This is a genomic window from Bradyrhizobium sp. BRP19 (assembly GCF_020194195.1).
GTDB lineage: Bacteria > Pseudomonadota > Alphaproteobacteria > Rhizobiales > Xanthobacteraceae > Bradyrhizobium > Bradyrhizobium yuanmingense.
Genome location: NZ_JADYVZ010000002.1, coordinates 179,951 through 195,131, shown reverse-complemented (window position 1 = coordinate 195,131; position 15,181 = coordinate 179,951). Strand labels below are relative to the sequence as shown.

Annotated in this window: 9 protein-coding genes; 8 read left to right on the top strand and 1 reads right to left on the bottom strand. The window is 64.6% G+C overall.

The genetic code is table 11. The features are described 5' to 3' along the window. The first annotated feature begins 20 nt into the window (after positions 1-20). From I6F36_RS06590 to I6F36_RS06565, 6 genes are all read left to right on the top strand, one after another. Positions 21-1,226, top strand: coding sequence for an amino acid ABC transporter permease (locus I6F36_RS06590; protein ID WP_036027974.1), 1,206 nt, complete (start codon positions 21-23; stop codon positions 1,224-1,226). Further along, positions 1,223-2,743, top strand: coding sequence for an amino acid ABC transporter permease (locus I6F36_RS06585; protein ID WP_225171174.1), 1,521 nt, complete (start codon positions 1,223-1,225; stop codon positions 2,741-2,743). The genes I6F36_RS06590 and I6F36_RS06585 overlap by 4 nt, the downstream gene beginning before the upstream one ends. Positions 2,744-2,754: 11 nt before the next feature. Beyond that, positions 2,755-3,492, top strand: a complete 738-nt coding sequence (locus I6F36_RS06580; RefSeq protein ID WP_035999552.1) for an amino acid ABC transporter ATP-binding protein — start codon at positions 2,755-2,757, stop codon at positions 3,490-3,492. Positions 3,493-3,585: 93 nt separating this feature from the next. Then, positions 3,586-5,817 (top strand): tetratricopeptide repeat protein, encoded by a 2,232-nt coding sequence (locus I6F36_RS06575; RefSeq protein WP_225171173.1) that lies wholly within the window; start codon positions 3,586-3,588, stop codon positions 5,815-5,817. 111 nt (positions 5,818-5,928) lie between these two features. Next, complete coding sequence (locus I6F36_RS06570; protein ID WP_225171172.1) at positions 5,929-8,202, top strand: tetratricopeptide repeat protein; 2,274 nt, start codon at positions 5,929-5,931, stop codon at positions 8,200-8,202. A 118-nt stretch (positions 8,203-8,320) separates the two neighbouring features. Beyond that, on the top strand, positions 8,321-10,558 hold the full coding sequence (locus I6F36_RS06565) for a tetratricopeptide repeat protein (RefSeq protein WP_225171171.1): 2,238 nt from the start codon (positions 8,321-8,323) through the stop codon (positions 10,556-10,558). A 61-nt stretch (positions 10,559-10,619) separates the two neighbouring features. On the opposite strand, the gene I6F36_RS06560 is transcribed toward I6F36_RS06565, so the two are convergent. Next, positions 10,620-11,654, bottom strand: coding sequence for a cysteine synthase A (locus I6F36_RS06560; RefSeq protein ID WP_035999544.1), 1,035 nt, complete (start codon positions 11,652-11,654; stop codon positions 10,620-10,622). 639 nt (positions 11,655-12,293) lie between these two features. Here I6F36_RS06560 and I6F36_RS06555 point away from each other — a divergent pair. Further along, entirely contained in the window at positions 12,294-13,778 is a 1,485-nt protein-coding gene (locus I6F36_RS06555) for an efflux transporter outer membrane subunit (protein ID WP_225171170.1), read from the top strand. Next, positions 13,768-15,177: an efflux RND transporter periplasmic adaptor subunit gene (locus tag I6F36_RS06550; RefSeq protein ID WP_225171169.1), complete on the top strand. Its 1,410-nt coding sequence runs from the start codon at positions 13,768-13,770 to the stop codon at positions 15,175-15,177. Before I6F36_RS06555 ends, I6F36_RS06550 begins: the two co-directional genes overlap by 11 nt. The last annotated feature ends 4 nt before the right edge of the window (positions 15,178-15,181 follow it).

The following is a 15,181-nucleotide window of genomic DNA, read 5'->3' as shown; positions in this document are numbered from 1 at the left end:
CCTGATCGGCCGGCAGCGGCATGAGCACCGAGGCTCGAAAACCGCCGCCCCAGATCGCGCTGAAGATCCGGCGCATTCTGGGCGGCAAGGCAGGCTGGAACGGCGTTGCCGTCCAGTTTGCCTTCGCGGCGATCCTGGGCTGGATCGGCTACGAGATCGTCTCCAACGCGCGGGCCAATCTCGAGAACCAGCACATCGCTGCCGGCTTCGGCTTCCTCAGGAACAATGCCGGCTTCGACGTCAACCAGACCCTGATCTCCTATACCGGCTCGGACACGTTCCTGCGCGTGTTCGTGGTCGGACTGTTGAATACGCTCGTGGTCTCCGTGGTGGGCATTGTCTTCGCCACGGTGATCGGCTTCATCGTCGCGCTGTGCCGGCTGTCGCCCAATTGGCTGCTGTCGCGGGTCGGCGAGATCTATGTCGAGGTCATCCGCAACCTGCCACTGCTGTTCCAGATCCTGTTCTGGTACCTGGCGGTGCTCGCGGCCCTGCCAAATCCGCGGCAGAGCATTTCCCTGTTCGGCATTGCCTTCATCAGCAATCGAGGCCTCGTCATTCCCAGCCCGATCGGTCAGAGCGGTCTCGCGCCGTTCCTGGCGGTGCTGGCGCTCGGCATCGTCGCCTCACTGGCGCTGCGCGTCTACGCAAGGCGAGCGCTGTTTCAGCGCGGGCAGGTGATCCGCATCTGGCCTTCCGTGCTGGCCCTGCTGTTCGGGCTTCCGCTGGCCACGATGCTGGTCTTCGGTCTGCCTTTCACCTTCGAGCTGCCGCAGCTGAGGGGGTTCAACTTCGCCGGCGGCTCACGCATCATCCCGGAATTCGTGGCGCTGACGGTGGCGCTGGCGACCTATACCGCCGCCTTCATCGCCGAGATCGTGCGCGCTGGCATCCTGTCCGTTCACAAGGGGCAGATGGAGGCGGGATCTTCGCTCGGCCTCAGCCGCGGCGCCACGCTCCGCCTCATCGTCGTGCCGCAGGCCATGCGCGTCATCGTGCCGCCGCTAACCAACCAGTACCTCAATCTCACCAAGAACTCGTCGCTGGCGGTCGCGATCGGCTATCCTGACCTGGTGTCGGTGTTTGCCGGCACGTCGCTGAGCCAGACCGGGCAGGCGATCGAGATCATCGCCATGACGATGGGCGTCTATCTCCTGATCTCGCTCCTCACCAGCGCGATCATGAGCGTCTACGGGTGGCGCGTCAGCCGGAGCCTCGGCGCATGAGCGATGTCATCTCGTCCAGCTTCGTCCGCCAGGACCTGCTCGCCGAGCGTCCGGCGCCGGTGAAGACCACGGGCTTCATCGGCCTGATGCGCACGCGCCTGTTCAACTCGCCGACCAACATCCTGCTGACGATCGTCGGCGCCTTGCTGCTCTGGTTCACCATCGTTCCCTCCGTCAAGTTCCTGTTGGTCGATGCGGTCTGGAGCGGTAAGGACCGCACCGCGTGCCTCGCCGAGAACGCCGGCTTTGCGGTCGGCGCCTGCTGGCCCTACATCCAGGCGAAGCTCCCGCAACTGATCTACGGCTTCTATCCCGAGGCCGAGCGTTGGCGGGTGAACTTGACGCTGTTGCTTGCAGTGGTCCTACTGTTGCCGCTGCTCATTCCGCGGCTGCCGGCGAAGAGCCTGAATGCCGGCCTGTTCTTCGTCGCCTTTCCGGTGGTGGCGTTCTTCCTGCTGCACGGCGGAGGCATCAAGGGCTTCGGGCTGAGCTGGACGGCCGGCCTGCTGCAATTGTTCGACGAGAGCATCATCGGTGCCGGACAGGCGCTGCTCACCTCGAGCAGGACCTCCGCGGTCGGTCCGCTGCTGTGGGTGCTCGGGAGCCTCATCGTGCTGCTCGGCACGGTGATCCATTGGCTGATCTTTCCGCTCACCTGGCTGCGCGACTATCTCCAGGGCACCGGCCAGCCCGTCTGGGCGGATTTCGGCGTCACGGCCGCGATCGTCTGCCTGATCGCCTTCGTTCTCGGCGGTGGTGTTCGCACCGGCGGGCGGGCTCTGGCGTCGAGCATCGCCACCTTCATTGGCATCGCCATCGTCATCAGGCTGATGGATCTCGATCACGGCGGATTGCCGATCGTAACGACGAATCTGTGGGGTGGCCTCCTGGTGACGCTGGTGGTGTCCGTCACCGGCATCGTCACCTCGCTGCCGATCGGCATCGCGCTCGCGCTCGGCCGCCGCTCGACCATTCCCTTGATCCGGATCTTCTCGATCGCCTTCATCGAGTTCTGGCGCGGCGTGCCGCTGATCACCGTGCTGTTCTTCGCAACCTACATGCTGCCGCTGTTCCTTCCCGGCAATTTCACCGTCGACGGCTTGGTGCGTGCGCTGATCGGCATCGCGCTGTTCACCGGCGCCTATCAGGCCGAGAACGTCCGCGGCGGGCTGGCGGCGATCCCGCGCGGGCAGAGCGAGGCGGCCGCCGCCCTCGGGCTGTCCTGGTGGAAGACGACCTCGCTGATCGTGCTGCCGCAGGGGCTGCGGCACGTCATTCCGAACCTCGTCAACAGCTTCATCTCGCTGTTCAAGGACACCTCGCTGGTCTCGATCGTGGCGCTGTTCGATCTGCTCGGCTCGCTGCGCGCCTCGTTCGCGGATCCGAAATGGTCGACGCCGTCGACGGCGTTCACCGGCTTCGCCTTCGCTGGGATCATCTACTTCCTGTTCTGCTTTGGCATGTCGCGCTATTCCTTGTTCGTCGAGCACCGCCTCAACGCCCACCGCCGCAACTGATCGAGGCCACCATGTCCGAGCCCATCGTCAAGATTTCCGGCCTGAACAAATGGTACGGCGAATTCCACGTCCTGCGTGACGTCGATCTCGCGGTGCAGAAGGGCGAACGCATCGTGATCTGCGGCCCCTCGGGCTCGGGCAAGTCCACGCTGATCCGCTGCATCAATGCGCTGGAGGAATTCCAGGAAGGCGAGATCGTCGTCGACGGCATCGAGCTCGGACCGAACCTCAAGCACGTCGACGCGGTCCGCCGTGAAGTCGGCATGGTGTTCCAAAGCTTCAACCTGTTCCCGCATCTGACCGTGCTCGACAATTGCACGCTGGCGCCGATCTGGGTCCGCAACATCCCCAAGAAGGACGCCGAGGTGACGGCGATGAAGTTCCTCGAGCGCGTCAAGATCCCGCACCAGGCCAACAAGTTTCCGGGTCAGATGTCCGGCGGCCAGCAGCAGCGTGTCGCGATCGCGCGAGCCCTGACCATGAACCCGAAGGTGATGCTGTTCGACGAGCCGACCTCGGCGCTCGACCCCGAGATGGTCAAGGAGGTGCTCGACACCATGGTCGACCTCGCCGAGGAAGGCATGACCATGCTGGTCGTCACTCACGAGATGGGCTTTGCCCGCGAGGTCGCCAACCGCGTCGTGTTCATGGATGCCGGGCAGATCATCGAGGCCAACACTCCGAACGAGTTCTTCGCCGCCCCGCAGCACGCCCGCACCAAGCTGTTCCTGAGCCAGATTCTGCGCTGAGCCCGGCGACCTGTGGCCTCGCCGGTCTGACCGCAAGCCTGGCACCATCCGAATCGGCTTGCTTCTTTTCGGACCATCCTCCGGAGAGAGACCTTGCAGAGCAGTGCCGGCGTGCGCGCATACCAGAATGCGCGACTGGAAAAGAAGCTGAAGAAGCAGGCGGACGCCGTCATGGCCTTCGCGATCGAGGCACTCGGGCAGGGCAGGCCCGATGAGGCCGAGATGCTCTGCCGCGAGATCTTGAAGGAGGTGCCGGATCATTTTCATGCCACGCATCTGCTCGGCCTGCGCGCGTTCGACGGCGGGCGGCTCGATGAGGCGGAATTCCTGCTCGAGCGTGCGATTGCGCTCGATCCGCGTTCGCCCGATGCGCACGGCAATCTCGGGGCGGTCTATTTCGCGCTGGAGAAATTCGCTAGCGCCCGCGCCTGCCAGGAGAAGGCCATCGCGCTCAAGCCGAGTTGTCCGATCACCCTGACCAATCTCGGCAATACGCTGCTGCACATCGGGCTCGGCAACGAGGCGATCGGGCTGCACGAACGGGCGATCAGGCTGAAGCCGGATTATGCCGATGCGTTTTGCAACCGCGGCATGGCGGAATTGATGACGGGCCAGTTCGAACGCGCCAAGGCGAGCTTCGAGCGCGCCCTGTCGTTTCAGCCATCTCACGCCGAGGCGATCGCGGGCAGGGGGATGGTCAGCCTCGAGCTCCGGCACTTCGCGGAGGCGGGCGCCGCCTTCGAGGCCGCGCTCGCGATCAAGCCGGGTTCGCCACGGATTCTGCTGCAGCGTGGACGGCTTAATTTGAGTTTAGCCCGGCTGGAGCAGGCGGCCGCGGACCTCGACGCGGCGCTGGCGCAATCGCCACGGCTCGAGCTCGCGCTGTGCTGGCGGGCGCAGATCGACATTCTCGCGGGAAACACGGCGCGGGCGATGGCAGGCGTCAAGACGCTGCTCGAGGTCAATCCGCAATCCGAGATGGGGTTGGCGCTTTTGGCGGCGTGCCATGTGAACCAGGGAGACATCCTGACCGCGCTCGCGCACCTCGACGCCGCGCTCGAGATCGCGCCGGATTTTCCGGAGGCGATCGGATACAAGATCTTCGTGCTGGACTACCTGCCGGAGGCCGATTTCGCCGCCCAGCAGGCCGCGCGGAAATACTGGTGGGACGCGATCGGCGCGAAGCTGCAGCAAAGGACGCTGGCGCCGCGGCCACTCGATCCTGACCGGCGGATCGTGATCGGATACGTCGCATCCGAATTCAGGAACCACTCGGCGGCATACTCTCTGTTGCCGGTGCTGCGCCATCATGATCACGCCCAGTTCAAGCTCGTCTGCTATTCCTGCTGGCCGATGCAGGACGAGATGACGGAGAGCTTCAGGCCTCTCGCGGATGTCTTCGTCGATGCCGCACAATTGTCCGATGACGAGCTGGCCGACCGCATCCAGGCCGACGGGATCGATATTCTGATCGATGTCTCCGGGCACACGACCGGCAGCAGGCTTCATGTCTTTGCCCGCAAGCCGGCGCCGATCCAGGTGACGGGCTTCGGGCATGCCACGGGGACGGGCCTTCAAACCATGGACTACGTGCTCGCGGACCCGATCTTCATCCCGCAATCGGCGCGCCATCTCCTGGCCGAGAAGGTCCACGACCTGCCGTGCCTGATCACGATCGATCCGATCCTGGACATTCCGCCTTCAGAGCCACCCATGCTCCGCAACGGCTACGTCACTTTCGGGGTGTTCAACCGCATCTTCAAGATTTCGGACGAGGCCATCCGGGTGTGGTCGAACGTGATGCATGCGGTGAGGGGATCGAAGATCATCGTCAAGAACGGGCTGCTTGATGATACATTGCTGCGCGATCGCCTGGTCGCGCGGTTCGCGGCACGGGGGATCGCCGAAGAGAACGTGGTCTGCATGGGCTCGACCTCGCGTCCCGAGCATCTGCGGGCCTTCGCGATGGTCGACATTTCCCTCGACACCTTCCCGCAGAACGGCGGCATCAGCACCTGGGAGTCCCTCTACGCCGGCGTTCCCGTGGTCGCCAAGCTCGGCAGCGGCGCTTCGTCGCGCGCCGGCGGCTCCATCGTTGCCGCCGTCGGCTTGGAGGACTGGGTCGCCGAGGATGACGCGGGCTATGCCGCGATCGCGTGCAACTACGCGGCGCAGCCGGCCCAGCTGGCAAAGCTGCGGGCGGATCTGCCGGCTCGGATCGCAGCCTCGCCGGCCGGCGACGTCGAATTTTACACGCGCGAGGTCGAAGCGGCCTATCGCCGGTTCTGGCGCGATTATTGCGCCGCCGCCTCGGAGGTGGCGTAGGACGATTGCGCTGGGCCCCGGGAAATCCCGGAGGCGATAGGACTCGGTGACCGGCGGGCCAGGCTCGCGAATCAGTTAGACTCTGCTGAGGGCATCCTCCGGAGATACACCTTGCAGAAGAGCGGCGGCGGCGCGCGCGCGTTCCAGAATGCGCGATTGCAGAAGAAGTTGATGAAGCAGGCCGACGCCGTCCTTGCCGCTGCGGCGAACGCCTATGGCCAGGGCCGATATGCCGAGACCGAGGCGCTATGCCGCGAGATCCTGAAAGCCCTTCCCGATCATGTCGATGCCATGCACCTGCTCGGCATGTGCGCCCATGACGGCCGGCGCCTGGAAGAGGCGAGGGAGCTGCTCGAGCGCGTGATCGCGCTCGATCCGCGCCTGCACGATGCCCACAACAACCTCGCGACCGTGCATTTCGACCTCGGCAATTACGAAGAGGCGCGGCGCTGCCAGGAGAGGGCGATCGCGCTCAAGCCGAATTTCGCCGTCGCATTGACCAATCTCGGCAACACGCTGATGCATATGGGGCTGTACGAACAGGCGCTCGAGATGCAAGAGCGCGCCATCAAGATTAAACCGGATTATGCCGATGCGCTCTGCAATCGCGGCATGGTCGAGATCGTGCTTGGGCAGATCATGCGTGCCAAGGAGAGCTTCGATCGCGCCCTCCTGTTTCAGCCGCGTCACGCCGAGGCCATCGTCGGCAGCGGCATGGTCAGCATGGAGCTGCGGCACCACGAGGAGGCCGCAGCCAAGTTCGCTCAGGCCCTCGCAATCAAGCCAGGCGCGCCACGAATTCTGGCCCAGCGCGGACGGCTCAGTTACGAGCTGCAGCACCTGCAGGAGGCGCTGGCGGATTTCGATGCGGCGCTTGCGGTTTCGCCCAAGCTCGAGCTGGCCCTTCGGGGCAAGGCGCAGGTCTGCCTCGTCATGGGAAGGACCGCGCAGGCGATGGCGGCCGCAACGACCTTGATCGAGCGAAATCCTCGCTCGGAGATGGGGTTGGCGCTTCTGGGCTTCGCTTATTCGAACCAGGGAGACATGGAATCCGCGATTGAATATCTCGATCGCGCGCTGGCGCTCCGACCGGACTATGGAGACGCGATCAGAGGCAAGATCTTCTTGCTGGACTACCTTGCGGAGGCGGATTTCGCGGTCCAGCAGGCGGTGCGAAAGTCCTGGTGGGATGCAATCGGCTCGAGGATTCCGCAAAGGACGCTGCCGAAGCGGCCGCTGGATCCGGACAAGCAGATTGTGGTCGGATATGTCGCGGCCGAATTCCGACAACACTCGGCGGGACTCACCTTGCTGCCCGTGTTGCGCCATCATGATCACGCCAAGTTCAAGATCGTCTGCTATTACGCCTGGCCGGGGGCGGACGAGTACACCGCCAAGTTCAAGGCGCTGGCGGACGTCTGGGTCGACGCTTGGCAGATGTCGGACGACGAGCTCGCCGATCGTATTCAGGCCGACAATGTCGACATTCTGATCGACGTTTCCGGCCACACGACCGGCAACAGGCTGCAATGCTTCGCGCGGAAGCCGGCTCCGATCCAGGCCACCGGCTTCGGACACGCGACGGGCACGGGCATGCCGACCATGGATTACGTGCTCGCCGATCCCATTTTCATTCCGCCATCGGCCCGGCATCTGTTTCCCGAGAAGATCCACGATCTGCCGTGCCTGATCACGATGGAGCCGGTCACCAATCTAAAGCCCTCCGAGCTGCCGATGCTCCGCAACGGCTACGTCACCTTTGGTGTGTTCAACCGCATCTACAAGATCTCGGATGATGCGATCCGCGTGTGGTCGCGCATCATGCGGGAAGTGCCGGGATCGAAGATCATCCTCAAGCATGGTTTGCTCGACGATGCCCTGCTGCGCGATAGCCTGGTCGCACGCTTCATCGCACAGGGTATTGCGGAGGAGGACATCACTTGCCTCGGCACCACCTCGCGTGACGACCATCTGATGGCCTTCGACAAGATCGATATTTCCCTCGACACGTTCCCGCAGAACGGCGGCATCAGCACCTGGGAATCCCTCTACAAGGGCGTTCCGGTCGTGGCCAAGCTCGGCATTGGAGCCTCCTCGCGTGCTGGCGCCTCCATCGTGGCGGCCGTCGGCCTCGGCGACTGGGTCGCGGAGGATGATGACGGTTATGTCGAGATCGCCCGCAAGTTCGCCTCGCAGCCCGAATATCTGGCAAAGTTGCGCGCGGGCTTACCGGCCCAGATCGCAGCCTCGCCCGCCGGCAATGTCGAGATCTACACGCGTGAGCTCGAGGCGGGCTACCGAAAGTTCTGGCGCGACTATTGTGCCGCTGCCGCCGAGCACGGCGACGCTGCGGTCAGCGGGGCGGACGCACCTGGCGGCTCCTGAGCCGCATCCTGCAGGCGACCCCCGGGATATCCCGGACGGATTTCTGGTCCGGCAGCCCGGCCGGGTCGGTGCGCGAATCAGTTAGACTCGGCCTTGGGCCATCTTCCGGAGAGACACCTTGCAGAGCAGCGTCGGCGCGCGCGCATTCCAGAATGCGCGATTGCAGAAGAAATTGAAGAAGCAGGCCGACGCCGTCATCTCCGCCGCGGCGAGCGCCTATGGTCAAGGCAGATATGCGGAGAGCGAGGCGCTCTGCCGCCAGATCTTGCAAGCCGTTCCGGATCATTTCGACGCGACGCACGTGCTCGGCCTCAGCGTGCAGCAGGGCGGGCGCCTCGACGAGGCGCAACAGCTGCTCGAGCGCGCGATTGCGATCGATCCGCGTTCGCACGAGGCTCAGAGCAATCTCGCGGCGCTCTACTTCGTGCTTCAGAAACTGGAAGCGGCCCGCGCCTGTCAGGAGAAAGCGATTGCGCTGAAGCCGAATTTTACGCCGGCCCTGGCCGGTCTCGGCAACACCCTGCTCCAGATGAACCTGCCCGAACAGGCCATCGAGGTCTACGATCGCGCGATCAAGCTGAAGCCCGACTACGCCGACGCGTTTTGCAATCGTGGCGTGGCGGAACTGGCGCTGTTCCGGTTCGACCGCGCCAGGGAGAGCTTTGATCGCGCGCTGCTGTTTCAGCCGCGCCACGTCGAATCGCTCATCGGCAAAGGCGTGGTCAGCATCGAGCTCAAGCGCTACGATGAGGCGGAGGCTGCGCTCGCAGCGGCGTTCGCGATCAAGCCCGATTCAGCGAAGATCCTGGCGCAGCGCGGACGCCTCAATTCGTCCCTGTCGCGGCTGGAACAGGCGGCCGCGGACTTCGATGCGGCACTTGCGCTTTCACCCCGGTTCGAGATGGCCTTGCGGGGCAAGGCGGAGGTCTCGCTCAGCCTGGGAAACACCGCACAGGCGATCCTGGCCTGCACGACCTTGCTCGAGCAGAATCCACGTTCCACGATCGCATTGGCGTTGCTGAGCTCCTGTTTTGCAAATCAGGGAGAAATCGCGTCCGCAATCGAACATCTCGACGCCGCGCTGGCGATCTCGCCGGATCCAGACTTGATGGCGCGGAAGATCTACTATCTGGACTTTCTTCCCGACGCCGATTTCGCGATCCAGCAGGCGACGCGACGGTCCTGGGGCGAAGCGATCGGTGCCCGCGTGCCGCAGAGGAAGCTCGCCCCCCGGCAGCTCGATCCCGACAGGCGGATCGTGATCGGCTATGTTTCCGCCGAATTCTGGTATCATTCGGCGGCGTTCGGCTTGCTGCCGGTGCTGCGCCATCACGATCATGCCAGCTTCGAGGTCGTCTGCTATTCGTGCTCGCCGACACGAGATGCGATCACAGCCGAATTCAAGTCGGCGGCAGACGGCTGGGTCGATGCCTGGCAGATGTTCGACGACGAACTGGCCGATCGTATCGAGGCCGACAAGGTCGATATCCTGATCGACGTGTCCGGGCACTCGTCGGGCAACAGGCTTCAGGTCTTCGCCCGCAAGCCGGCTCCCATCCAGGTCACGGGCTTCGGGCACGCGACCGGTACCGGCCTTCGGACGATGGACTACGTGCTCGCGGACCCGGTCTTCATTCCGCAATCGGCGCGGCATCTGCTGGCCGAAAAGGTCTATGACCTGCCGTGCCTGATCACGATCGATCCCATCCTCGATGTGCCGCCTTCGGAGCTTCCCATGCTCCGCAACGGCTACGTCACCTTCGGCGTGTTCAACCGCGTCAACAAGATCTCGGACGAGGCCATTCGCGTGTGGTCGAACGTGATGCGGGAGGTGGCCGGATCGAAGATCATCATCAAGCATACGCTGCTCGACGATCCCCTGGTGCGCGACGGCCTTCTCGCGCGCTTTGTCGCCCACGGGATTGCCGAGGAGAGGATCACCTGCCTCGGCTCGTCCGAGCGCGCCGATCATCTGCGAGCCTTCGCGCTGGTCGATATTTCGCTCGATCCGTTTCCGCAGAACGGCGGCGTCAGCACCTGGGAATCCCTCTATGCGGGCGTTCCGGTCGTCGCCAAGCTCGGCCACGGCGCATCCTCGCGCGCCGGCGGCTCCATCGTGGCCGCCGTCGGTCTCGACGACTGGGTGGCCGAGGACGACGAGGGCTACGCCGCCATCGCGTGCAAATTCGCTGCCCAGCCCGCGCATCTGGCAAGGCTGCGCGCGGAATTGCCGGCCCGGATCGCGGCGTCGGCCGCGGGTAATGTCGAAACCTACACGCGCAGGGTCGAGGAGGGCTACCGCAAGTTCTGGCGCGACTATTGTGCCGCGGCCTCGGAAAGCGGGGAGGTCGCTTAAGCCGGCCGAACCGCGCAGATTTTGTGGATCTGCGCCTTCGGCCCGAGGATGCGCGTGACGATCAGACGAAGGGCGGCTTGATGTTGCTGCGCTTCTCCAGCCATTCCGGCACCGGCAGGTTCTTGGCGCGCATGAAGTCGGCGTTGAACAGCTTCGACAGATAGCGGCTGCCGGAATCGCACAGCACCGTGACGATCGTCTTGCCGGGCCCGAGCTGCTTCGCAAGCCGCATCGCGCCGACGACATTGATGCCCGTCGAGCCGCCGAGGCACAGACCTTCATGCTGGAGCAGTTCGTAGATCGCACTGACGGCGTCGGTGTCGGGAATGAGATAGGCATCGTCGACCTTGGCAGTTTCGACGATCGCAGTGGCGCGGTTGAGGCCGATGCCCTCCGTGATCGAGCCGCCCGGCGTCGCCTTGGGATCGCCGGTTCTGAAATATTCGTACATGCCGGCGCCATGCGGATCGGCGCAGGCGATGCGGATGTTCTTGTTCTTCTCCTTCAAATAGCGGCTGACGCCGGCCAGCGTGCCGCCGCTGCCGACCGAGCAGACGAAGCCGTCGACCTTGCCGCCGGTCTGCTCCCAGATCTCAGGCCCCGTGGATTCGTAATGTGCCTTGGCGTTGTCCAGGTTGTTCCATTGGTCGGCGAACAGCACGCCATTGGGCTCGGTCTTGCGCAGCTCGTCGGCGAGCCGCCGGCCGACATGCTGGTAGTTGTTGGGGTTGGCGTAGGGAAGGGCCGGCACCTCGATCAGCTCGGCACCGCAAAGCTTCAGGAAATCCTTCTTCTCCTGGCTCTGCGTCTCCGGGATCACGATCAGGGTGCGGTAGCCGCGCGCGCTCGCAACCACGGCAAGACCGATACCGGTATTGCCGGCGGTCGCTTCCACCACCAGCCCGCCGGGCTTCAGCTCGCCGCGCTTCTCGGCCTCCAGGATCATCCATTTCCCGGCGCGGTCCTTCACCGACTGACCGGGATTCATGAACTCGGCCTTGCCCAGGATGGTGCAGCCGGTCAATTCCGAAGCCTGCTTGAGCTTGATCAGGGGGGTGTTGCCGATGGCTTCGACAACGTCGTTGCGAATGGTCATGTCGGGGAAAATCACTACCAAGGGGTTGATCGGCTTTGGCCCGAACCTAGTGCTTGGGAGGCCAAAGGGGAAGGCTTTTGCGCTGCGGCGAACCCGACCGAAACGCCCGCGGAAACAGTGATATGCCTGCAGTAGGAAATGGCCCAACCCCGGCCCGTGCACGAAACGATTGCGCTCCCGATCAACGTTGTTGCGACCAATTCTTGCCACGGGCGAAACGGGTCGCGACAGGGCGCGTGTCCTGTTCGCGGGGGATTGTCTAGAAATGCGGTTGTCCCTCGGTGGTAAGAACCTCAGCCGCCGCAGCGGGAGAGGCGAAGCGAACCCTGCAGCAACGGGTGTGGCCGCGATATCACATGAAATCTTGGTAAGCTTGCTTACGTTTCCCAATGTTTCGCAATGAAGAAAGTCTCTGCGAGACAGGCGCTTTTCGCATTCTTGTCAGTTCGCTCCCGCCTCGTTGGCACGGGCATCTCGCAATTGCGGCACTGTCCCGCCGTTCCGCGCCCGGCTAGTATGAAGCTCAAGTTCCGCAGAAAGCATCATTACTGTGAGCGCGTCGTCCAAAGCCTCCCGACCATCCCGCCGCGAATCGGTTAATCCGGCAGCGTTGCGGCGGCTTGATCTGCCCGGCGGGGGGTGGATGTGACCCAGCAAGTTCCAGTGATCGCCTCGCGGCGGTCCCTCGGTTCTGCATTCGGAACGCTGCGCGCGGCACGATGGATTGCGGTGCTGTGCCTCGCCGCCGGCTCGGGGGCCTGCGTGCTGACCCAGGATCTTCCCGATCCCGCGCTCGACGTTCCCGCGCACTACAAATATGCCGGCAAGGGCGATGCGCCGCCGTCGCTCGATTGGTGGCGCGGCTTCCGCTCCGCGGAGCTGACGCAACTGATGGAGGAGGCGCAGACCGTCAATCTCGACATTGCCGCAGCCGTGGCGCGCATTGTCCAGGCTGACGCGCAGGCGCGACAGGCCGGCGCGGCGCTGCTGCCGAGTGTCTCGACAGCCGGATCGGAATCCTATTCACGCACATCCGGCTCGAGCGCTTCGGGGCTGTCCATCGGCGGGCGCGAGGTCGTCAATTATTCGGCCTCGCTGAGCGCGAGCTATCAGCTCGATTTCTGGGGCCAGAACCGCGACGCGCTGCAATCGGCAGAGGAGACGGCGAACGCCAACCGTTTCGATCGCGACACGGTCGCGCTGACCACGCTCGCCGCCGTCGCCAACGCCTATTTCCAGGTGCTGGCCTCGCAGGACCGCATCAGGACCTCACAGCGCAACATCGCGAGCGCGCAGCGCATCCTCGATGCGGTCAGGGAGCGCCGCAGGGCCGGCACCGGCACCGATCTCGACGTCGCCCAGCAGGAGAGCGTGCTGGCGAACCAGAAGGCGCTGGTGCCGCCGTTGCGCCAGACGCTGGACCAGAACGTCAACGCGCTCGCCGTGCTGGTGTCGCGGCCGCCGGAGAGCGTGCGCGTGCACGGCGGCTCTCTGGACCGGATCGCGATCCCGCGCGTGACGCCCGGCCTGCCGTCGGAGCTCCTGACGCAGCGGCCGGACATCCGCCGACAGGAGGCGCAGCTCGCCTCGGCCACCGCCAACATCGGCAATGCCCGCGCACAGTTCTTTCCGACCATCCAGCTCACCGGCAATGGCGGCTACCAGAGCTCGGCGCTGGTCTCGCTGTTCCAGCCGCATGCGGCCTTCTTCCAGCTCGTCGGCAGCGCGACACAGCCGATCTTCGACGGCGGCAGGATCCTCGGCAATTTCGAGTTGGCCAAGGCGCGGCAGGACGAGCTGCTGCAAACCTATCGCAAGACCATTGTCCAGGCCTTTGCCGACGTCGACAACGCCCTGTTCTCGATCAAGCAGACCACGATCAGGCTGCAATTGCAGCGCAACGTCGTCGCCGCCTCGCGTCGCGCCTTCGATCTTTCCGAGCAGCAATTGCGTGCCGGCACCGCCGACATCGTCACAGTGCTCAACACCCAACTGACCTTGTTCCAGGCGGAAGACGCGTTGTGGCAGGCCCAACTCGCACGGCTTCTGGCCATCGTCAGCCTGTACCAGGCGCTCGGCGGAGGCTGGGAGCCGCGAATGGAGAAACCGGTCAATGCTCTTTAAGCCGGACACCAAGCAAGGCGCGCGAGAGGGGACAGCGAAGCGATCGCGCGGCCGCAGCTTCGTCATGACCCTGATCACGCTCGCGATCCTTGGCGGCCTTGGTTACGTCGGCTGGATTGCAATGCAGCAGCAGCAGGCAAACAACCGCAATCAGCGCCCCGATCTACCGGTGCCGGTGCTGGCGGCGAGCCCGCGCATCCAGGACGTGCCGGTTTATCTCGACGGCGTCGGCGCGATCCGCGCGCTCAACACCGTAACCGTGCGCTCGCAGGTCGACGGCAAGCTGATCGCGGTCAACTTCACGGAAGGCCAGGACGTCAAGAAGGGCGACGTGCTCGGCGAGATCGATCCGGCGATCTATCAGGCGCAGTACGACCAGGCGGTTGCCAAGAAGGCGCAGGATCAGGCCCAGCTCGCCAACCAGCGCATCGACCTCGCGCGCTACGAGCAGCTCGCTGCCTCCAACGCCGGCTCCAAGCAGCAGGCCGACACCCAGCGTGCGCTGGTCGCGCAGACCGAGGCGCTCGTCAAGGCCGACCAGGCTGCGATCGACAACGCGGCGGCGACGCTGAGCTACACCAAGATCGTGGCGCCGATCTCGGGCCGCGTTGGCCTGCGCCTGGTCGATCAGGGCAACATCATCCATGCCTCCGACACCACGGGCCTCGTGGTGATCACGCAATTGCAGCCGATCGCGGTGTGGTTCAGCCTGCCGCAACAGCAGATCATGCGCGTCAACGCGGCGGCGGCGAAGGGGCCGCTCGCGGTCGACGTGTTCGGCAATGACGGCATCACGGTGATCGATACCGGCAAGCTCACCGGCATCGACAACCAGGTCGACCAGACCACCGGCACGCTCAAGCTCAAGGCCGAATTCCCCAATGCCAATTACCAGCTCTGGCCGGGCCAGTTCGTCAATGTCCGCCTCAAGGTCGAGACCTTGACGCAGGCGCTGGTGGTGCCGACCTCGGCGGTGCAGCGCGGCCCGATCGGCACTTTCAGCTACGTCATCGGCGCGGACAACATCGTCTCGGCCAAGCCCGTGACGGTGACCCAGCAGAACGAGCATGACGCCGTGATCGCGAGCGGCCTGTCGGCGAGCGAGAGGGTGGTCACCACGGGCTTCGCAAATCTGTCCGACGGCTCCAAGGTGATCGTCGGCCGCGATGACCAGCCTCCGTCGGCCGATCTTGCCCCGCGCAAGCGCTCGCGCGCACCGGACGCTCAGAAGAAGGATGGTGCTAACGAAGGCCAGAAGGACGGGCAGAAGGACGGCCAAGCCAAGGACGGCGAGTTGCGCGCCAAGCGCAAGAGCAGTGAAGGCGACCAGAAGGGGCAGACGGGACCGGCGCCGGGGCCGGGGCCGGGGGCATCGGAAAGTGGAGCCAAGCAGCCATGATCCC